Source organism: Phycisphaerae bacterium, assembly GCA_028714855.1.
GTDB lineage: Bacteria > Planctomycetota > Phycisphaerae > Sedimentisphaerales > Anaerobacaceae > CAIYOL01.
Genome location: JAQTLP010000001.1, coordinates 293771 through 314937, shown reverse-complemented (window position 1 = coordinate 314937; position 21167 = coordinate 293771). Strand labels below are relative to the sequence as shown.

Sequence of the window (21167 nt, the reverse complement as noted above, 5' to 3'; positions counted from 1 at the left end):
TCAGTGTCAAAAAATATCTTAACAGTTGTAAATAATCATATTTGCACTGGTTGTGGAACTTGTGTAGGGGTGTGTAGTAATGTTGCTCTTCGTATGGTAGAAACTCCACAGGGTTCGCTGGTTCCGCAAATAACAAAAGAGCTTTGTAATGAGTGTGGTCTTTGCAGCAAGGTATGTCCGCAACTTCATACTCTCAATAAAATGCGTGAAAACATCGGATGTCCCTATGTTGGTCAATTTAACTATGCCTGTCTGGCTAAGAGTCAAGACCAGACGTTTATTTCCAAAGGGCAAACCGGCGGATTTGTCAGGAGCATGCTTGTTTATTGCCTTGAAACGGGTTTTGCCAAAGCTGCCTTGTGTGTGTTGGATAACCCCGAAAAGCCATTGAGGCCGATGGCTCAAATAATTACAACACCTCAGATGGCAATGAACGTCTCGCAAAGTAAATACTGTCCTGTTCCAGTAAATCAACTCATCGCTCAAGTCCGCGAAACTGAAGGCCCTATTGTTTTTGTAGGTCTTGGCTGCCATATGCAGGGACTCGAACTCGCGACAGAAGTAATCAAACCGCTTGGCCGTAAAATTATTTTGAAAATAGGTTTGTTTTGTGATCGTGTTTTGACGTATGCGGCCGCCGATTATTTAGTTCGAGCCGCAAGAATCCGCAGCGAAAATGTTAAAACCTTTGACTATCGAAACAAGCAATGGAAAGGATGGCCCGGCGATATTCGTATAGAAGATAATACCGGTCATATCTTCAATGTTCCAAGAAACAGACGAACTAGTGCAAGAGAATTTTTTACACCTATCCATTGCCGTTTGTGCCTTGATAAACTAAATGCTCTCAGCGATATGTCTGTAGGTGACCCTTATGGACTTGTTGCCGACAAAACTGTGCCAAGTGCGGTTATTGTTCGCTCGCAAACCGCTCATGAAATATTGTTGCAAGCAGAGAAAGCTGGTAAAATTCACATTGAAAAGGCCGATGCTGATTTAATAATACGGGGCCAGCGACTAGATTTGAACACAAGCCAAGCATTTTCTTTCGCCAATGAAATGCAACGTCGTAACTTTATTTTGCCAAATTATTTCAAGCTCAAAGAATTTCGGTCCTTTAAGAATCATAGATCTCTCAAAGTCCGTTTTTTATTTGCTTTTACCTTATTTACCGATAAACCTCTTGGTTCCAAACTAATCCCAAGAGTCCCCCTCTGGCTGCCTCTTGGGATATCGCATTTTCGTAACTTTATCCGGTTGTTTCCACGGGCTATTTGGAAGATATACCGGATGCTGAGGGGAAGGAAAAAAATTTGTTCGAAATTTCAAAATGAGGGTTTGAATTAAACGTGCGAATTAGAACACGCAGTATTCTTATAATGTTGTTTCAGGGTCTTACCCAAGCCACTCAGTTGATAATAGGCATTGTTCTTGTCCGTCTTATCAGCAAGGAAACGCTCGGAAGTTACCGACAGGTACTGCTTGTGTATGGTCTGCTAACGGGCATATTAACCATACAAATTGAAAGCAGCCTTTACTACTTTCTTCCAAAGTATGGGCCAGAAAAGCGGCGAAATCTTGTAGCCCAGACTCTTCTGATAACAGGTATCATTTCTTTGTTGACCGGACTAGCAATGTTCTTTTCAGCAGGTCTATTTGCAAAACAGTTTAATAATCCTGAGATAGCGCCGCTGATAAAGATTTTTGCCTGTTTTCCATTTTTCGATAGAATTGTTCAGTTGATACCTTCCTTCCTTATTAGTTTGGATAAAGCGCTATTCTCCGGTCTTTACAGCATGTTTAACTCCATCTTAATGATTCTTACTGTCGTTATGATTTTTGCTTTGGGGTATGGGATAGCCGAAGCTCTTTGGAGTAAAATACTGATTGGAGCAATATTTGCGGTTATCGGTACCCTGATGATGATATACTTTTCGCCGTTCGGGCAGTGGCATATCAATAAGAGTCTATTGCTTGAACAGTTGAACTATTGCTGGCCGTTGATGGCTACGACGACCATTGGGATTGTGAACCTTAAATTAGACGGTATATTGATTTCATACTATTTCTCAAAAGAAGTTTATGCGGTTTATTCCACAGGCGCATTAGAGCTGCCGCTTATTGCACTGTTTACCGCCAGTCTCAGCTCGGCGATTATGCCCAATATGGTTGTGGAAGCAGAAAAGGGTCGGCTCCTGAATTCTCTTAATCTTTGGCATGAGGCTACTCGCAAGAGCAGTCTTCTGATTTTCCCGACCTTTGCTTTTTTTCTGGTCTGCGGCTACGATTTCATCGTTTTAATGTACACACAAGCTTACTCTCAGGCAGCCTGGCCGTTTTTGATTTATTTGGCAAGATTGCCGATTAGAGTGGCGATTTACGGGGCTATTTTTCGGGCAATCGGATACACAAAACCAATTGCTATTGCCGCATTGTTATCTTTTATTGTGAATGCGTTCGTTAGTGTAATTCTTCTGTTCGCAGGCAGGCACGGATTTCTTTCCTATATCGGCCCAAGCATTGGCACTTTTTGCGGTTCTTTAGCTGCTGTCTTGTTTATGCTCGTTGTTTTGCGCAGGAAAATTAATGTGGGATTTGGAAACGTAATGCGATGGAAAGACCTGGGGCGCATACTTGGGCTAAGCCTTTTTTGCGGCGTGCTTTTATGGCTGATTCCTGTTCCCGTGTCAAATTTGCTTATTAAGCTTATAATTAGATTTATTATTTATGTGGGATTATTTTTTACTTCTTTAGCGCTGACGAAAAGCATCCACGCGGACGAATGGGAACTATTGCGGATGCCACTGGCTATGATACGAAAAACCATAGGCAGAAAAAAACCTTTAAAATGAAGAAAAACAGGGATTACCTACAAAAAAGAGTTCTGATGATTTGTTATTATCTCCCACCGGCTCCGACTGTAGGGGCACTGAGGTCGGGGAAGTTTGTTAAGTACTTAGGTCGGTTTGGATGGCACAGTGAAGTCTTAACCGCTTACAGGGGAGGGACAAAAGAATACGAAGGTAATCAGGGTGTAAAAATACGTCCTACAATCCGAATCAATTTAGATGAAGTGATATCGAAATTAGCTTCGGCATTTTACTTATGTCGAAATCTTCTGGTAAAATATGTCCATCTTTTTAAGAGCGGTAAACGTGCGGACAAAAATATATCTACTCGAAGCAACTTGCAGCCAGAAAATACCTTGGGGATAGCCACTTATATACAACGGTGGCTGCTGTTGCCTGATGGTCAGGCTATCTGGATACTTTTGGCTCTACCAAAGGCGTTGTGGCTAGCGCGTAAATGTGATGTTATCTACAGCTCTTTGGTGCCGTATTCTGCACATATTTTGGGGCTTTTAATCAAGAAACTGACGCATAAGCCGTGGGTGGCCGATTATCGGGATGAGTGGACGATGAATACCCAGTGGTTTCCGCCGACGCGGTTTCATCGTTGGCTGGGTGAAAAACTCGACGCCACCTGTGTCCGCAATGCTCGATTTGTCGTCAATACCACCGAAGTCCGTACCCAAAATTTTATTGATAAGTTTGGCGGCAACCCTGACAAGTATCTGACGATTCACAACGGCTATGACGAGCAGGACGTTGCGCCGTACCGTAAGCTTCGTCCACCGACCGAGACGTTGGTTATGACGAGTATCGGCTCTCTTTACGGCGGGCGCGATGCCAAGCCATTCCTGCGTGCTGTGGCTCGACTGGTCAAGGGTGGTGTTATAGAAAGGCAAAAGTTGAACATAAAACTGATAGGCGGACAGAATCCTGACTTGATAAAGGAAGTGGAGAAGCTTGAAATCAACGATATAGTTCAGATTGTACCCAGGATACCACAGGAGGATGCATTTATGACACTTGCCCAAAGTCATATTGCGGTTTTGGTTGGCTCGGGTATGGAAAAAGCGGCGATGACGACAAAAGTTTATGAATACGCGGGTATGGGCAAACCTATTTTGGCTCTGGTTCCGCAGGGCCCGGTACATGATTTTGTGAGCAAGTGCGGCGGGTGGTGTGTTGATGGTTCGAATGAAGAAGAGATTCTAAAGATGATTATGGCCGCTTTCGAGCAATATAAGCGCGGTGAGTTACAGAGTTATAATTTGCCCGAGTTTATCAAGAAGTATGAGCGTTCTGCTTTAACAGGGCAATTGGCCTATTGTTTTGATGGTTGTATCAAGCGGGGTAGTAACCCAAGAGAAAAGAGTAATCTATTTGGAGGTTGAAACCTCATTATGTATACCGGATATGCAAATGAAATAAGCACAGAGGGCTTGCTTTACGACAGGAGGTTTTGGGATGGATCCTACAAACAAACTCATCAGTAATTTGTATTCAGAAGATGAATACATCGCCAAGAATCCGTTGCTTCACAAAGAGGATTCCTCTTGGAAAGTCAGCAAAATTATTCCTTTTATCGATATATTTGCTGCTGCAATTGGTAAAAAAGAAATTAATTTACTGGATGTGGGAGGGGGAGCAGGCTTAATTCTGAATGCAGTTGCAAGGTATATTAAAGAAAAGCATCAAATTAAAGTTAATAAATTCGCTTTGGATCTGAGCCCTGGTATGCTCGAACTTCAAAAGAAAGAGAACCCTGATCTTCAGCAAGCTTTAAATGAAAATATTAACAAAACCTCTTTCCATGATAAACAAATAGACCTCACTCTAATGATTGACGTACTCGAACACGTCCTCGACCCGGAAAAAGCTCTCGAAGAGTTAAGGAGGATCTCCGCGTTTGTTTTGTTTAAAGTTCCTTTAGAAAATAATCTTTTCCTTGAAACATTAAATCTGTGCAGACGAGGCGAACAAAGGAAAAAAGGAATGAGCTCATCAGGGCATATCAACTTTTACAACTTTCGCAAGCTTAAATGCCAAATCGAACAGCATATGGGGCAGGTGACAGATTTCTGCTTTACAAATGTATTCGACTATTATCTAAAATCAGATGACTACAAAAATAAGTTAAGCAGAAAAATGAAGCTGTTGCATACAATTGCATCGAACATGTTTAAAATATCCCCAAAATTGTGCTCTTTATTCTTCACTGATTTCGCAATGATGCTGGCCAAATGTGATTAAACTAACTTTTAATCCAAAGTTTGTCTAGTCCTGTATCTTTTGCCTTGAAAGGTTAAAAGAAAAATAATTCTTTTCAAGATAACCTTAAGTTAAATAATGACATTATTTATACTGGTGAATGGCAATCTATTCAGAGGTTTGAGGTAATTATGTATACCGCATATACAAACGAAACAAGCAAAGAAGACTTGCTTTATGAGCCGTCTGAGCGGACTTCGGATATCCAATTGCCGCCGATAATAAATACACTGCTTCTTGTGACTTGGACTGTAATATCTTTGTTCGGGCTCGCGATAATTTACTTTACTAAAAGTCCTTTGCTGGGAGCATTGATTATAGCGATACCGACTTTTATCGGAATGGTGATAAAGCCCACGTTTGCGCTGTGTATGATGATGCTGGTGCTGCCGACTGGGGCTGGAGTCGGTTATGCAACAACATTCAGTCTTGACCGAGGAGTTGGTATAGCTCTTGCTGTTAGTTTTTTGTTAAACCTAATGATAAGTCAACCCTCCCTGCATGTTCGAAATAAAGCGTTATGGGTGTTAGTCATATACACAATCTGGATATTTTTCTCATCGCTGGCAGCACCCTACATTGGCTTGGAATTACAGCGTGCCTTTACCCAGTTCCAGTCTCTGACACTTGTATTTATTGTATATTGGATACTACAAACAAATGGTGAAAAAACCTTTCACTGGGCACTAAGAGCATACATTGTTGGGACATTAGGCACGATTATAATAGCATACAAAAGCGGCGCAGCGATGATAGCAATGGAAGAAGAAAGCGGAAGATATTCAGCGACCGCTGGGGAAGCAATTGGTGCGAATCTGATGGCAGTCTTGCTTAGCATGGCCTTTTTTGCTACGCTCTATCTGCTCATTCGTGACAAACATATATTCTGGCGAATTATATATCTCATCGCACTGGTATCTCTGCCGATTATGGTAATAAGAACCGGTTCTCGCGGCGGTTTAATTTCCCTGGTTTTTACGATTTCGTCGCCGCTATTATTCATCAGGCAGGTATTGCGCAGGCCTGCACTGGCGGCACTACTATTAGTGATTATTTTGATAGCTTCCGCCTCTACGTCGCTGCTGATTAAGAAAAAAGGACTAGAAACAACGGTTGCTACCCGATTAACAGATATTTCATACGCAGAGCAAAGTCTTGGTTACAGAATCAATCTTATAAAGAAAGCGATTGAAGCTGCTGGAAAATACCCAACAGGAACAGGTAGTGTAGGATGGTTTGAACGAACGGGCGAAAATCACATTCCACACAATGATTTCTTTTATGCCCTCGGAATTTATGGAATACCTGCCGCTATGCTTTTTACGGTTTTTGCAGTTATAATGATGCTAACTGTAAAGCGTATGCCGCTTGGAATAGAAAAACTATATGCCAGAGCGGTATTAACGTTTTTGTTAGTAATGGGTTTGGATATGGTGCAGTTGTACCAGAAGGACCTTTGGATATTCCTGGCAATCATTATGGGCATTGAACATATAAGTAGGCTTAAAAGCAATGTAACCAAATATATAGATGAGCAAATAGATGAAGAAGCTGCGGATATTAACTATTAGTCATATGTTTCCGAGTCAGCAGTTAAAACAGCACGGGATCTTTATATGTCGCGAGGCCCAGCAACTGGCTAAATACAATATTGAATGTGACTTCCTAGTCCCGAGACCCTGGATACCCTGGCCTTTGTATCGCTTGTCCAGATGGGAAAAATACGGTCCTGCAAATCCGCTATCCGGTCCAAAAGAACTCCAGGCCAAGCTGGTCGGATACATCCGGCCACCAGGGATGTGGTTTCGCAGATTTGAAGGTCTTTCAATGGGCACAGCTTTAAGAGCTACAGTCCGAGACTGGCATAAGCAAAATCCTTTTGATGTTATCTTAGGTGTTTCTATGATACCAGATGCCGAAGCAGCGGTAATTCTCGGCAAGAAATTGAATCTACCGGTAGTCAGCTTGGCTATTGGCAGTGACATAATGATGTATCCGGAACAGTTGCCGGCGTTGTGGCGGAAGCTCGGGGATATTTTGGAAAGAGTTGATCTGCCTATCGGCGTCAGCGAATCAACTTGCAAAAAACTGACCGAAATAGGAAAGTGTAAGCGAAAGCCACTATGCGTGTATCTTAGCAGAGATAGCGAGAAATTTTCACCGCCCAAGAACAAAAGAAAACTTCGCCAGGAGCTAGGTTGGGCAGATGGTGACATTGTTGCAGTGTATGTTGGTTCTATTGCACGTACAAAGGGTATAAACGAATTGACGACGGTTGCAGGGAGACTCTTTGAGAAATATCATGATTTCAGATTGGTCTGTGTCGGGGCGGGTCCTGCAATGGAAAAACTTGTTCAGCTTAGGACAAGGGCAGACAAAGATGGAGCGGTAGTACTCCCGGGACTGCTTTCGCCGGAGGAGGTGCCGAAGTATTTGCAAGCATCAGATTTTATGGTTTTCCCATCGCACAGCGAAGGTATGCCCCAATCAGTTCTTGAGGCGATGAACTGTGGTTTGCCCGTTGTGGCTACACGGGTCGGCGGTACTCCAGAGGCTGTGGTTGATGGAGAAACAGGTTTGCTTATTGACGCAAAGGATACCGGTCAGCTTCGGCAGGCAATGGAGAAGATGATTACTGATAAAGAGTTTCGATTATCATCCGGACAAAACGGCCTTGCTTATGTACGTAAGCTCTTTGATGCTGAACAAAATGCGGAGAAACTTGCAAAGGCCTTGTGGTCATTAGTGGCGTAATATAAGGTGCTATACACTTTAGCAAATCTCATACCGTGGTCGGCTTTTTAACGAAAGAAATGGAGGTATCAGACGAATGAAAAAATGGAAAGGTGTCTTAAAGAGGATAATATTAGCAACCTTTGTTTTTCTAATTCTTTTTACCGCTCTTGTCTTATGCATCGAAATCAAGCGTATACCTATACCGAAGCCATGGGCACTCAATGAAGAATTTCATCTACAAAACTCTTCTTTAGGGCGTTATTTCATTGACCTCAGCGAGAGAAAATACCTGATAGGAACAATACCCTTAGACAGAAACGGTGTGCCGCTACATAGAGGCTGCTATCATCCGGTATACATCAGTCAGTATGCCCTGGGGGCTTTCGATTACTATCTTAACACAGGGAACAAGGAAGCTAAACAGGCCTTTCTAACGTGCGCGGCGTGGTTGAGAGATAACTTAGTCAAACGAAATGGTTTCTTCTATTGGGAATACACATTCGAAATTGACTATCCTGGTGGATTATATAAAAATCCATGGTACTCCGCTATGGCCCAAGGAGAAGGGGTTTCGGTTTTATTGAGGGCATTTTGTGAAACGAGACAGCGAGAGTATCTAAGTGCAGCCAAAAAGGCAATAGAGCCGATTTTCCATGACCTTTCCGAGGGGGGGATTAGCGTTGTGAAACAAGATGGCTATGTTTTCCCACAGGAATATCCGACAACTCCCATCTCTTCTGATATCCTTAACGGAGCAATATTCGCATACATCGGTGTTTACGAATATCACAAAGTTACAAAAGAACCAAAAACGAAACAATTTTGTGACAGAATTGCCAAAACATTCTTGTCCGTTGTAGATGAGTATGATGCCGGCTATTGGTCGTTGTATTCCCGCTGGCCCAGAAAACATTTAGCATCTCCCAGCTATAATTCTCTGCACATAGCTCAACTGAGAGCACTATATTTGATCACTGGAGAGGAAAAATTTCTGGAATATTCGAAAAAATTTGAAAGCTATCAAAGCAATTGGACTGATAAAGCAAAGTATGTCTTTCTAACCAACTGGAGACAAACAAAAGAGTTCGGATTAAAAGATGTTAGAAAAATACCTACGTTTTTAAAAAAAATATTATTTTAAGATTAAGTTGATACAGAGAGATTTGCTAAAGTCTTGTTGTCCTTAGCAAAACAAGCTTGATAACTTTCAAATAGAGATTCAACAGGTAATTTTGGTGAAGATTAGAGCGTAAGGTAAAGTGAACTTATGGGAACCTTTGTGGTTGACCATTGGGTGAAAGTAGCCTTGCCGCCCATGCAAAAAGGCACAGCGGTGCACTTTCCATTGTTTTGTTCTGGGCACCCTTGGGTATATTGGGACCGTCATTAGTCAAATCATACGCAAGAGAAATAAAGAGGCTTTTCATAGCCTGCTTAATCTCCTGCTTAAAAGCCTGCTTATGAAACACGGATAGTAAGGCTACACCACATACAGTTTAAATATTATGCGATATAATGTCGAGTTGGTTCTTACAGGATAAAATGCAAATTAAAGTTTGTCATCTCAGTTCCGCCCATTCAGCTTTTGATGATAGAGTTTTTCACAAAGAAGCAAAAACTTTATCGCGGGCAGGATATAATGTCACTATTATTGTCCAGCATAACAAAAAGGAAACTATTGATGGCGTAGAGATTGTTCCGTTACCCATGCCCACGAGCAGATTTGAGAGGATGACAAAAATAGTATGGAAATCATTTAGACTGGCGTCGAAGCAGAAAGCGGTGATTTATCACTTTCACGACCCTGAGCTTATACCTATTGGATTAGCATTAAAACTTTTTGGCAGAAAAGTTATTTACGATGTACACGAGGACTATCCTGAACAGATATTGAATAAGGAATGGATTGGCAGCTATACACTCAGGAAAATTATGTCCGTGCTTTTCAACATATTTGAAAAACTCTCTGTTAAGATATTTGATGGCGTTGCAACAGTAACACCTGATATAACAGCAAAATTTCCTGAAAATAAAACCATAACATTGAGAAATTTACCTATTTTGGAATTGATAGATAAAGCTAAGCCCTCTAATCGGAAGAAAAATAAGCCAACTGTTATATATAGCGGAGGATTAAGCAGGATAAGAGGAATTAAAGAAATTATCCAAGCGATGGATTTCATTGAAAATAAAGCGAATTTGTGGCTTTTGGGGGAATGGGAAAGCGAAAAATTTAAGCAGGAATGTGAAAATCTCACAGAATGGAATTATGCCACTTATTTGGGCCAAATTCCTTACGGGCAGCATTATTCTCTGATAAAGACAGCGGATGTAGGACTGATTAACTTTTTCCCAGTACCTAACCAAGAAAGAGCGATGCCTAACAAACCTTTTGAATATATGGCTTGCTCCTTACCAATGGTTATGTCGAATTTCCCATACTGGCAGGAACTTTTTGGGGAATGCGCCCTGTTTGTAAATCCTTATGACGCTAAGGATATTGCGGAAAAGATTCTACATCTTTTGGACAATTCTAATGAAGCAAAAAAGTTAGGTGATAAGGGCCGAGAGTTAATTGAAGAAGAGTACAATTGGGAAGCAGAAAGTCAAAAACTAATCGATTTATACAAAGGCCTTCTTAATGGAAATAAACCTTCTTAGCAATAGTGGAAAGTCCAGATACGATGAACTGGCGGAAAAACATGGAACGGTTTTTAGCCGCCTTGATTGGCTGAAGATATTCGCGGATAAGGTGCGTATATACGGCATCTACGACAAAAACGGCGGCATAATCGGAGGTTTTCATATATATACAGAGAGAAGATTGGGTTTTAAACTATCCCGTAACCCGCTTTTTACACCCATGATAGGACCATTTCTTGAGGTAAAAGCCAAAAATCCCGTGGCGATTATGGATTACTGGAAAGAAACCTTGTCTTTGCTGGCGGATTTTCTGGATAAGCTGCCCTGTTCGATTGTTTCGGTTTCTCTGAGTAAAGAGATTGTGGATACTCAGCCTTTTGTGTGGAAAAAATTCAAAGTGGTTCCGGGATACACCTATGTGCTGGATTTGGAGAGCTCTGTCGACGATATTCGCAGTGATATGTCTGCCGAAAGGAGAAACGATATAAACAAAGCTTCGCGAGACGGTCTGGTCGTCAGACAGGTTAATGACTTTAAGATAGTCAAATCTTTGGTGTTTAAGACTCTATCAAGACAGGACCTGGCTGTTGATGAGGTTTATCTGGACAGGGTGCTTTTTGAGTTTGCAAACAAGAATAACTGTTTTGCCTTTGCCGCCTTCAGAGAAAATATTCCCATAGCGGTCTCTTTTTGCATCCGCGACAGCAGGACCGCTTACTATCTGCTTGGCGGCTATGACGATAAAAATAAGCATCACGGAGCAGGTGCTCTGGCTGTGTGGGAGGCGATAAAGCATGCTCAAAGCTTAGGATTGAAACAATTCGACTTTGAAGGCTCTATGGTACCGCAGATTGAAAGGTACTTTAGAGGATTTGGCGGGAAATTGACACCATATTACCGGGTAAACAAGGCAAAATTACCCTTAGAAATTCTGTTAAAGTTATTCAAGCGAGAGCTGTTCTGATGAAGATTATAATATCTCATGATGTTGACCACATTACAGCATGGGAGCACAAAAAGGACTTAATAGTCCCTAAATTCATAATTAGAAACTCTATAGAATTAGTTATCGGCAAAATAAATTTTACGGAGTATTTTTTAAGATTCAAGGAACTCACAAAAAACAAGTTCCATAATTTGGAGGAATTAATGGGATTTGACAAGGAAAACAAGGTGTCTTCTGCTTTTTTTGTTGGAGTAAATAATGGTTTAGGTCTTTCCTATTCACTTGAGGACGCTGACTACTGGATAAAAAAGATTAAAGAGAAAGGATTTGATGTAGGTGTGCACGGGATAGAATCTGACAATTTTGACGGAATAAATAGGGAACATGAAATTTTTAAAAATTTATCAGGCTTGAAAAAATTCGGTATAAGAATGCATTACCTGCGGAATTCCAGAGATACACTCAAATTTCTAAATGAGGCCGGGTATATATTTGACAGCAGTCTGTATAAGCTTGAAAATCCCTACAAAGTTGGCAACCTATGGGAGTTTCCGCTGCATATTATGGATGGGCATCTGTTTTGCAACAATAGCCGCTGGCAAAACCAGAACCTCGGACAGATTAAAGATAAAACAAAAAGAATTACAGAAGAGGCCTATACAAAAGGCATAAAGTACTTCACCGTTTTATTTCACGACAGATATTTTAATAACAGCTTCAAAAGTTGGAAAGATTGGTATGTTTGGATAGTTGACTATTTGAAAAGCAGCAGATTTGAATTTATAAGTTACAGAGAAGCTATCCGGGAGTTAGAGAAAAAATAGTATATGCACATACTCTATATTCACCAGTATTTTGCAACACCTTTTGGCGCCACTGGTACCCGTTCATATGAATTTGCCAAGCGATGGGTTAAAGCCGGGCATAAAGTTACAGTCATAACCGGGTATTATGATATAGGCGGTTTAGAGATGGGGAAGGGAATCTTACAAAAACAAACTATAGAAGGAATAAATGTGGTCGTTGTTGGAACCAAGTACAGCAATAAGCAATCGTATTTTCGGAGAATAATATCATTTCTGTCCTTTTGTTTTTTCAGTATTTACACGGGCCTGAGAATTAAAAAAATAGACGTAATATACGTAACGAGTACTCCGCTGACAGTGGGAATTCCCGCTATAGCGCTAAAATGTCTGAAACGTGTCCCCTTTGTTTTTGAAGTTCGTGACCAGTGGCCGGAGACACCAATAGAAATGGGCATAATCAAGAACAGGGTTCTCATAAAGATTCTTCTATGGCTTGAAAAGACCATATACAAACAAAGCTCGGCGATTGTGGCTTTATCAGTGCCTATGGCCGAAGATATAAGGAATATACTAACTCAAAACAAAAGCATAACAGTGATTCCGAACAGTTGTGACGCAGAACTGTTCCGACCCGATATCGATGGCAGCGCAATTCGGCATCAAAAAGGTTGGGTGGATAAACTTGTACTGCTACATGCCGGCGCAATGGGGAAGATTACTGGCCTCGAATTTATCATTGAGGCTGCCGACAAACTTAGAGGTTATCAGGACATTCTGTTTGTATTGGTAGGAGACGGCTTTAGAAAAGGTGCCCTGCAAGACAGTGTCCAAAAGCTTGGTTTGAAAAATGTGGAAATTTTACCTTCTGTGCCGAAACAGCAGCTCCCTCCGATTATAGCGGCAGCGGACGTCATTATGGCTGTGATTGGGAAATTCCCTATTATAGAAAGGCACGCCTCGCTTAATAAATTTTACGATGGTCTATCAGCAGGTAAGCCGCTGCTCCTGAACTATTCAGGCTGGCAGAGAGAGCTGATTGAAAAACACCAGGCTGGATTCGGATGTAAACTTTGTGATGTGGATGAATTTGTTGAGAAGGTGTTGTATCTTAAATCATATAGAAATAGATTAGCTGAAATGGGACAGAATGCCCGACTAATCGCCGAGGAGCTGTTTGACCGAGATAAATTAGCCGACCGTCTCAAAGCCGTTTTGTTAATCGCGGCAAAACAGGGTGAGGTTATAAGCTGATGCTTGTATCTATCATTATCCCTACACGGAACGAAGAGAAATTCATCGGTAAGTGTCTCGACTCTTTTCTCGCCCAGACGGGAAACAAAAAAGATCATGAAGTTTTGTGTGTCGACGGTATGAGCACCGACAGAACTGTTGAGATAATTAAGGAGCATTCAACTCGTGACAATAGAATCAAATTAATAACAAATACCGCAAAGATTACTCCTGTTGCTATGAATCTTGGGGTAAAACAGGCAAAAGGTGATTTCATAATGGTCGTTAGCTGTCACGCTGAATATGCACCAGATTATATTGATAAATGTCTTGAGGTGGCTCAACGTACTGGAGCAGACCAGGTTGGCGGCTATATGATTACACGTCCTGCTGAAAATACGGCGGTTGGTACGGCTATCGCCGCGGCCACCAGTTGTCGATTTGGGGTGGGAAATTCTGCGTTTAGAACCGGAGGACCCGAACAGGAAGTTGATATTGTTCCGTTCGGAATGTATCGCAGAGAAGTGTTTGAAAAAATCGGTCTTTATGATGAAAGACTGGTACGCAATCAGGACCTTGAACTTAACAAACGCCTGCTTAAGGCTGGCGGCAAAACTATTATCTCCCCCGAAATTAAACTGAAGTATTACAATCGTTCCACTTATATGGGGCTTTGGCAGCAGGCTTTTAATAATGGTTTATGGATCCCCTACACCATCTGGCTCTCCGGCTCAGGATTCAATCTGCGACATCTAATACCTATGTTTTTTGTTTCAGGCCTGATCACTTTTGCTATAGGAGCCTTTTGGGTGCGGTTTCTTGGCTGGATACTGCTCGGATACATCATGTTGTATCTTTCCACTGCTTCTGTAGTTACAATTCAAATCGCCAGGCAGACAAAAACATCCGCCATTCTTGTTTTGTGGTCATTTGTCGTGTTGCATTTAGCTTATGGCCTCGGGTCAATATGGGCAATTATAACGATACCATTCAAGTTTCCTAACCCTCGCAGAGGAATTACAGGCCAACCTCCGGCGTATCGAAAAACGTAGGCTGTAGACTGTCGCACAAAGTGACAATAACAACGTACGCAGTAATATCTGCGTGGCTAAAAAAGATTTTTGTCTGCGGTTGAGAACTCTTTGAGAATATCCCTATTTAAGGAAAAATATCATGTGCTCTGAATCCAATCTCAAGCAACCTTCCAATATTTTTTCTGAGAACCAGTTTTTTGGAAAAAGCAACAGGTGCACCCTTTGCGTGCTTCCACAATCTTTGAAGTCTATTACTTTTTCCAAAGATGGCGTATGCAATGTATGCACTGCCGCCAAACAATCTGCTCAAAAAAGTGGCGAAACAGAGCCGTCCGAAGATGAACTCAATAAAATCATCGAAAATATACGAGCCCGAGGACGAGGAAGCGATTTTGATTGTCTTGTCGGTCTAAGCGGCGGGCGAGACAGCTCCTATCTGATGTACCTCTTAACACAGAAGCACAAGTTGAGAGTTCTCGCAACTTACTATCGAACGCCATTTACCCCAGATGTGATTGAAGAAAATGTCAGAAGAATTGTCAAACAATTAAACGTGAAGCTGGTAGAAATCAAACTTCCTTGGGATCTCCACTTAAAAGTAGCTAAGAAGTATTTTCTTTTATGGCAGAAAAAACCGCTGCCGGAGATAGCTAATCTTACCTGCGTAGTCTGCAAATTAGTGAATAGGGAAGTTTTTCGAATCGCAAAGGCGCATAATATCAAATCCATTGTCTGCGGCGGCAACAGATATGAAGAGCTCCAAATCCTGCCTGCTTTTCGTGATGAAGACCTGACAGATAAGGCTCATTCCTTTAGGAATCAATTACTAAAGATGCTGCAAACTTTCAAAAAGGGATTATCTTTGCTCTCCAAATGCCCTTCTGTTATCAGATACTTGCCTATTTCCGTCAAGGTTTCCTTGCTATACATTACCCTCCACACTCCCTATTTACGCCTTCGTTACCATGACATATATTGTGTGGATTACTTTTTTAACGCTGAATGGAATGAAGCCGAGTGTATCGAAACAATTCAATCGAAACTTGGATGGCAGCCTCCGCCTGGCAGCCTCGGTACCTGGAAGGCCGATTGCGACTTTGCTGATATAAAAAATTATATGTTCCAGAAAACGACCGGTGCAACATATGCAGAGGCGATGCTAAGCAACCTGATTCGCGATGGGCAAATAACCAGGGAAGAAGCACTGAAACGATTAGGAGACACCTGCGGTATTTCAAAGATAAAAATCCAGCGCGCATTAGACAAATTGGGCCTGCCGCCAATTGATAAGGCATAAAGGCATAACAGCCCTGTTTATTAATAACACATAAATCCGACATTGAAAGATTAGTGTTTTTGGGCCTGTCAGGTTGATTTGAGTATCGCAAGGCTATCAGCAATATTTGTGATGCTAAAGCAGATACAAAGTGAATTAATGAAGAAAGTTTTTAAACAGGTTCTTGATATATCAATTTCTCTGCCGGCGATAGTATTACTGTTGCCGGTTTTCGCTGTTATAGCAATAGCTATAAAACTGAATAGCCGTGGACCCGTTGTTTTTAAACAGGAAAGAGCAGGCAAAAATGGCAAGCCGTTTATATTCTACAAGTTTCGCACGATGAGAGTTGATGCCGACTCGTTTGGGCCAAGTCCAAAGGCAGGCGATGACCCACGCCTGACAAAAACAGGAAAACTCCTTCGCGAATATTCACTTGATGAACTGCCTCAATTGTTCAACGTATTAAAAGGAGATATGAGTATTGTTGGACCTCGACCGCTGTATGTTTCACAGATGGCCGAGTGGAACGAAAGGCAAAAAAAACGGCTGCTTGTCAAACCAGGACTGACAGGCTTGGCGCAGATTTCCGGCAGGGGTGAACTTACACGTGAAGAAAAACTTGAGCTTGATGTAAAGTATGTTGAAACAGCCGGTCTATGGCTCGACTTAAAGATAATTCTCACAACTGCCGCACAGGTGTTTAGTCGAAAGAATATATACGAAAAAAAATATTCACAGGCGGAATTTACAAGAGGAGAGCAGAATAAAAAATAAACCGATGTTAGGATATCTGACACAGCAAATGAAAACCATCCTGCGCAAGCTAATCACGGGATGGTTTTTGGTTTATATCCTGTGCAGTGCTTCGGCTTTTGCGCTTGAGCCGGATGAGATTCTGGTAATAGCAAACAGCGACATTGAAGCATCTGTACAGCTTGCCCAATATTACTGCGCAAAACGAGGCGTACCGGCAGAAAATATTCTCACCTTGCCTTTAGGAGCATCCCTTAACGACACAATCGACAGAAATAATTATAAAAAACAGCTTGTTGAGCCTATTTGCAAAAAATTAGCTGACTTTGACTTTGCCATTAAAATCAAATGCCTCCTGACAACCTACGGCGTGCCAATAAAGGTAGGAAAACGCGGGCAGTTAAAGAACCAGCAGGATAATCTAACGCAATTGAAAAATCTGGCTGAGCAGGAAAAAACCAGGATTGAACAATTAAAGCACAATGGCACAGTCGACACTCCCAAGAAGATGAAAGATGCCAAACTCAAACTGGCTCAGTTGCAAGTAGAAATTGACCATATCATCGGCAAAGAAACAGATGCGTCAGTGGATAGTGAGTTGTCAATGGTTCTGTTCAGCGATTACGAACTGTATCGCTGGCAGCCTAACAGACTAAAGGATAATTCGCTTGGTCTTTATACTAACACGCTTATGGTTTCCCGCCTTGATGGGCCGAGTTTCGAGATTGCAAAAGGCCTTATCGATAAAGCAATAATGGCAGAAAAAACCGGCTTAAGAGGCATTGTTTACATCGATTCACGGGGCAGGAAAGATAACAAAAATCCTTATTCGTACGGCCATTTTGACCAATCTTTGCGGGATTTAGCAGCACTTACAAGACTGCAAACAGGAATGACCGTTGAAGAGGAGCGAACAGAAAAACTTTTCGAACCAAATTCATGTCCGCAGACGGCCATTTATTGCGGCTGGTATAGCCTGGGCAAGTATGTTGACGCTTTCGACTTCGTTCCTGGCGCCATAGGGTATCACGTTTCGAGTTGGGAAGCTGTTGACCTTCGCGACCCGAACAGCAGCCAATGGTGCCCGGCTATGCTCAAAGACGGAGCAACCGTCACGCTCGGACCGGTGGCCGAGCCGTATCTTCATACATTTCCGCCGCCAAAAGATTTTTTCCAGGAGCTATTCAATGGCCGCTGTCTTGTCGAGGCATACTATCGCACAAACCCCTTTAATTCCTGGCAAATGGTTTTAATAGGCGACCCCCTCTACAAACCTTTCAAAAACCGCCAAAGTCGTTCTGGCTAAGCCGCCCGCGAAACCCCTTTACGGCATAAAGCAATTAGATAAGTTGTGGCAACAACTGCTGTTATCCCTGCGACAGCGACGATTATATCTTTCACCCCGAAATCCTTGCCGAAAATTACAGAAAATAATCTCACCGTTAATAAAAAACATAAGGGCAGGGCTAACGCTGTTATTATCCATTTAAACTTCGGAGCTTTCATCCGCAGGAAAATAGATATATTTTGAATCCACAGCATAGTAAAAAATCCGTAGCCAAAAAGATTAAACATCGCATTTGTAATCGGAACCAGGTCAGCCAGATTCGCCCGTGTAAAATTCGTTACAGTAAAGATAGTAGTGCCCGCTACTACAAGTGCCACCGGCCAAAAAGTGAAAAATGAAAACAAGACCAGTCCCGCAAGTGTGCCCGTCAAATCTGCTATAAAATCCATAACGTCACAACTGCGTCCGACATACTTCTGAAGCACCTCGTCGACAACCCCATACCAAACCACCACAAAAAGCACCCACCAAACAGCAGCTCTGCGCCAGTTCACTTTTTTGTCGGGACTGATTGCGAACCACAGTAGAAATACAAGAATAAGATATACAAGAAAATGAAGGCTTTTGTCGGACACGCCGGCCCTGTAAACCACTTGCGGAATAGGTATATGTGCGAGGATAAAAATACCTGGCCAATAAAGCAGCAGCGAGATTATAGTCAGCTTTGGTCGACGAATTAAAGCCATTTACAATTATCAATCATCAATATATCAATTAAAACCCATCTGGTTCTTTAATTTTACCAGAGATTGGTTTATGATGTAACTGGTAACTTATTAAAAACTGGAGAAAAGTTATGTTACATTCAGTAATTGAATTTTTGAAAAGCGCGATAGCCGAGCAAATCGTGGGCGACCCCGTTTGGGCGTCCGTGGCCCTGGTAGGACAAGTGGTGTTCGGCGGAAGATTTGTACTTCAGTGGATAGTCAGCGAATACAAAAAAAAATCCCACGTGCCGACCTCTTTCTGGTTCGTATCGCTAGTAGGCAGTCTCATCCTGCTTAGTTACTCCATCCACATAAAAAATCCCATATTCATGCTGGGCTTTTCACTAAATACCCTAATATACATCCGCAATCTTCATTTGATTTATAACCATTCCAAAAAAGGCGTGGTAACCGTCGTAGAAAAAAATGGGGATTGAATAGCTACATTGCATCATCACAGCAGCTGTAACGATTCGTAATCGGCAGTCTTCTGTCTTTACCAAAGGCCTTTGGCGTAATTTTTACCCCCGGCGGCGATTGTCTCCTCTTGTATTCGTTCCGGTCAACCATACGAATAACTCTGTGCACGTCCTTGGCCGGTAGCCCTCCTTTGATAAGTTCGCCAGCGGACTTATCTTCTTCCACGTACCCTTTGAGGATCTTATCGAGCAAATCATAATCAGGCAGACTATCGCTGTCCTTTTGCCCCGGCCTCAGCTCGGCGCTCGGAATCCTGGTTATTATGCTGGCTGGTATTACCTGCTGGCCTGCTATTTTGTTTATATGGTCGGCCAGCTTGTAAACAAAAGTTTTCGGCACGTCTTTTATTACCGCGAAGCCCCCTGCTGTGTCACCATATAAAGTGGCATAGCCGACCGCTGTTTCGCTTTTGTTGCCGCTCGTCAGCACCAATGAGCCGGTGCTGTTGCTAAGCGACATCAGGATACTGCCGCGGATTCTGGCCTGCAGATTCTCATAAGCAATGCCTTTGCTGTCCCAGCCGGGGGCCTGTTTTAATGCCAAGTCAAACTGTGCCAGCGCCGGCCCAATAGGAATGTTCAGAAGCTCGATGCCCAGATTTTTCGCAACTTTCCCGGCATCAGCTATTGTCTCGAGGCTGTTGAATTCCGACGGCATCGTAATGCCGACAACATTTTCAGCGCCAAGCGCGGCTGCGGCAATAGCAGCGGTAACGGAAGAATCTACTCCTCCGCTAAGGCCCAGCAGGACCTTCGCAAAATCGTTCTTGCGGGTATAATCTCTTACCCCGAGCACAAGCGCACGGTAAATCTCATCAATCGAATCAGCCGGCTGAGGCGAGGGGGCCGTTTGGGGCTTCACCTGCACAGCTTTACCAGCGGCGGTGACATCTACAATCAGCAAATCCTCATCGAATGCCTTAGCGCAGGCAACAATTTTGCCGCTCGAATCGGCGAACATACTCCGGCCGTCAAAAACTATTTCATCCTGACCGCCGACAAGGTTGCAGTAACAGGCAGCGCAATTAAATTCTTTTGCGCACCGGCTGAGAATCGCCTGCCTCTGTTCGGTCTTGCCCATATAAAAAGGTGATGCCGAGATGTTTAGAACAATTTGGATTTTACCGGCATCACCGAGGAAATCGGCCAGCCAATCAATGTTCCACACGTCCGCACAAATGGTGACCGCAATATTTAGTCCCGCAACCTCGATTACCATTGGCTCGGTACCGGCGCGGAAATACCTTCGCTCATCGAAAATGCCGTAATTCGGCAGCAGCACCTTTCGATAAATTTTGCTCACTTTCCCGTTTTGCAGGATAGCGGCGGAATTGTAACAGTCGCCTTCGTATGTATCCGCGAAGCCGACTATTATGGTCCCTTTCGGGCAGTCGGCGGCCAGCTTTTCGACAGCCGAATGGCAGTCTTCTAAAAAATGCTTCTTATGCAGCAAATCCTCCGGCGGATAGCCGCAAACAGCCAGTTCCGGAAAGATAAGCAAATCCACATTCGAGGCAAGAGCCTCGGCATACATACTGCGCATCTTCTCGGCGTTTCCCGCCAAATCCCCAACCACCGCGTTAAATTGTCCTAAAGCTATACGCACCGAATAAATGTCTCCAAACTACCGATTGGCAATTACCAATTACCATCCACCATTTAACCAATTGTCCTCTGTACTATCAATGACTTTTCATTAGGGGCGATTTTGAGTTACGCGGTGTCGCCGGAGGGTATTGGTAAAAATCAATCAAATGCGCAGGGGTTTATGAACAAAAATCCATTTTCTCAAAATTTTTCTATCCCTTTTCGTATAACTACTTACAAATTCATTGCCTCCAAAAACGCTGGAATTTTCGCATCAATAGCGCATGTTCTTCCAATTGTAGAGAGGCAGTCTCTCTTGAAAGGAATAACTAATGAGTGGTTCCCAATAACTAATTAATACTTACAATTTGTTTTTCTTTTTTCTCTGCCTGTCTTAGACAGATGCGGAGATTTTCTATTTATAAGGGAAAAATCAATCAAAATGAATAAATTATGCAAAACGAACCCAATTTACGAAATGCCTAAAATGATTGTAACTGTA

The 21167-nt window shown here is 42.5% G+C and carries 18 protein-coding genes; 16 read left to right on the top strand and 2 right to left on the bottom strand.

Annotation, left to right across the window (positions count from 1 at the left end):
* Positions 1-3 precede the first annotated feature (3 nt).
* The 15 genes from PHG53_01385 (at position 4) to PHG53_01315 (ending at position 17850) form a co-directional block, all read left to right on the top strand.
* Positions 4-1347: a Coenzyme F420 hydrogenase/dehydrogenase, beta subunit C-terminal domain gene (locus PHG53_01385; protein ID MDD5380278.1), complete on the top strand. Its 1344-nt coding sequence runs from the start codon at positions 4-6 to the stop codon at positions 1345-1347.
* A gap of 32 nt (positions 1348-1379) precedes the next feature.
* On the top strand, positions 1380-2852 hold the full coding sequence (locus tag PHG53_01380) for an oligosaccharide flippase family protein (GenBank protein ID MDD5380277.1): 1473 nt from the start codon (positions 1380-1382) through the stop codon (positions 2850-2852).
* Positions 2849-4240, top strand: coding sequence for a glycosyltransferase (locus PHG53_01375; protein ID MDD5380276.1), 1392 nt, complete (start codon positions 2849-2851; stop codon positions 4238-4240). The genes PHG53_01380 and PHG53_01375 overlap by 4 nt, the downstream gene beginning before the upstream one ends.
* Positions 4241-4313: 73 nt before the next feature.
* Entirely contained in the window at positions 4314-5099 is a 786-nt protein-coding gene (locus PHG53_01370) for a class I SAM-dependent methyltransferase (protein ID MDD5380275.1), read from the top strand.
* 149 nt (positions 5100-5248) lie between these two features.
* The gene (locus PHG53_01365) at positions 5249-6688 is read left to right on the top strand and encodes an O-antigen ligase family protein (protein MDD5380274.1); all 1440 of its coding nucleotides are present in this window, start codon (positions 5249-5251) and stop codon (positions 6686-6688) included.
* Positions 6660-7871 (top strand): glycosyltransferase, encoded by a 1212-nt coding sequence (locus PHG53_01360; GenBank protein ID MDD5380273.1) that lies wholly within the window; start codon positions 6660-6662, stop codon positions 7869-7871. Before PHG53_01365 ends, PHG53_01360 begins: the two co-directional genes overlap by 29 nt.
* A gap of 76 nt (positions 7872-7947) precedes the next feature.
* On the top strand, positions 7948-8994 hold the full coding sequence (locus PHG53_01355; GenBank protein MDD5380272.1) for a D-glucuronyl C5-epimerase family protein: 1047 nt from the start codon (positions 7948-7950) through the stop codon (positions 8992-8994).
* 401 nt (positions 8995-9395) lie between these two features.
* Positions 9396-10514 (top strand): glycosyltransferase family 4 protein, encoded by a 1119-nt coding sequence (locus PHG53_01350; GenBank protein MDD5380271.1) that lies wholly within the window; start codon positions 9396-9398, stop codon positions 10512-10514.
* Positions 10495-11460 carry a GNAT family N-acetyltransferase gene (locus PHG53_01345; protein MDD5380270.1) on the top strand — a complete coding sequence of 322 codons (966 nt, stop codon included), beginning with the start codon at positions 10495-10497 and terminating at the stop codon, positions 11458-11460. Before PHG53_01350 ends, PHG53_01345 begins: the two co-directional genes overlap by 20 nt.
* Entirely contained in the window at positions 11460-12266 is an 807-nt protein-coding gene (locus tag PHG53_01340) for a hypothetical protein (GenBank protein MDD5380269.1), read from the top strand. The genes PHG53_01345 and PHG53_01340 overlap by 1 nt, the downstream gene beginning before the upstream one ends.
* A 3-nt stretch (positions 12267-12269) precedes the next feature.
* Entirely contained in the window at positions 12270-13499 is a 1230-nt protein-coding gene (locus PHG53_01335; GenBank protein MDD5380268.1) for a glycosyltransferase family 4 protein, read from the top strand.
* A complete protein-coding gene (locus PHG53_01330) occupies positions 13499-14530 on the top strand; it encodes a glycosyltransferase family 2 protein (GenBank protein ID MDD5380267.1) in 1032 nt (343 codons plus the stop codon). The genes PHG53_01335 and PHG53_01330 overlap by 1 nt, the downstream gene beginning before the upstream one ends.
* 208 nt (positions 14531-14738) lie before the next feature.
* Positions 14739-15809: a hypothetical protein gene (locus PHG53_01325; GenBank protein MDD5380266.1), complete on the top strand. Its 1071-nt coding sequence runs from the start codon at positions 14739-14741 to the stop codon at positions 15807-15809.
* A 138-nt stretch (positions 15810-15947) separates the two neighbouring features.
* Positions 15948-16565, top strand: a complete 618-nt coding sequence (locus tag PHG53_01320; GenBank protein ID MDD5380265.1) for a sugar transferase — start codon at positions 15948-15950, stop codon at positions 16563-16565.
* 28 nt (positions 16566-16593) lie between these two features.
* On the top strand, positions 16594-17850 hold the full coding sequence (locus PHG53_01315) for a TIGR03790 family protein (protein ID MDD5380264.1): 1257 nt from the start codon (positions 16594-16596) through the stop codon (positions 17848-17850).
* On the opposite strand, the gene PHG53_01310 is transcribed toward PHG53_01315, so the two are convergent.
* The gene (locus PHG53_01310) at positions 17847-18578 is read right to left on the bottom strand and encodes a VanZ family protein (GenBank protein MDD5380263.1); all 732 of its coding nucleotides are present in this window, start codon (positions 18576-18578) and stop codon (positions 17847-17849) included. The genes PHG53_01315 and PHG53_01310 overlap by 4 nt on opposite strands.
* 110 nt (positions 18579-18688) lie before the next feature.
* On the opposite strand from PHG53_01310, the gene PHG53_01305 reads away from it, so the two are divergent.
* Positions 18689-19036: a lipid-A-disaccharide synthase N-terminal domain-containing protein gene (locus PHG53_01305; protein MDD5380262.1), complete on the top strand. Its 348-nt coding sequence runs from the start codon at positions 18689-18691 to the stop codon at positions 19034-19036.
* A 4-nt stretch (positions 19037-19040) separates the two neighbouring features.
* Here the strand turns inward: PHG53_01305 and PHG53_01300 are convergent, their stop codons facing one another.
* Positions 19041-20684 carry an NAD+ synthase gene (locus PHG53_01300; protein MDD5380261.1) on the bottom strand — a complete coding sequence of 548 codons (1644 nt, stop codon included), beginning with the start codon at positions 20682-20684 and terminating at the stop codon, positions 19041-19043.
* Between the last annotated feature and the right edge of the window lie 483 nt (positions 20685-21167).